Here is a 518-nt window from a genome sequence, read left to right as displayed (position 1 = left end):
CCCACCCCCCGCCTGGCTCGGGGGGGGGTGCCGGCGCCCGGGGCCCCCCCCCCCCGCCCCCCCCCCCGGCCGCCCCCCGGGGGGCGGGGACGGCCGGCGAAGGACCGGCCCGGCCCGCCGAGGACCGGGGCAAGGTCACCGAACTGCTCAACTCCGCCTCCGACGACGAACTGTTCCAGCTGCTCGACAGCGGCTTCCGCTCCGTCTGAAGCCCCGCACCGACATCCCCAGGGGAGAGCCGTGTCCGCTCACGACACCAACCAGGACGCCACGGGCAACGAAACCAGGCTCCGCGAGTACCTCCGCCGCGCCATGACCGAGCTCCACGAGACCCAGGCGCGTCTGCGCGAGGTCGAGGAGCGGGGCAGCGAGCCGATCGCGATCGTGGGGATGGCGTGCCGTTTTCCGGGTGGGGTGTCGTCTCCGGAGGGGTTGTGGGATCTGGTGTCCTCGGGGGTGGACGCGGTGTCGGCGTTCCCGGGGGACCGGGGGTGGGATGTCGAGTCGCTGTTCGATCC

Annotated in this window: 2 protein-coding genes; both read left to right on the top strand. The window is 74.5% G+C overall.

The genetic code is table 11. The annotated features are described in order from the left end of the window. Nucleotides 1–209, top strand: a 209-nt coding sequence (locus tag WDV06_RS37100; RefSeq protein WP_395514194.1) for a hypothetical protein, incomplete at its 5' end; no start/stop codon positions are given. Nucleotides 210–312: 103 nt separating this feature from the next. Continuing rightward, nucleotides 313–518 (top strand): beta-ketoacyl synthase N-terminal-like domain-containing protein (locus WDV06_RS37095; protein ID WP_395514195.1); only part of this gene is annotated, 206 nt, incomplete at its 3' end.

The organism is Streptomyces racemochromogenes (assembly GCF_044129415.1).
Taxonomy (GTDB): Bacteria; Actinomycetota; Actinomycetes; order Streptomycetales; family Streptomycetaceae; genus Streptomyces; species Streptomyces racemochromogenes_A.
The sequence above is the reverse complement of the archived record's forward strand: the minus strand, read 5'-3'. Positions and strand labels throughout refer to the sequence as shown.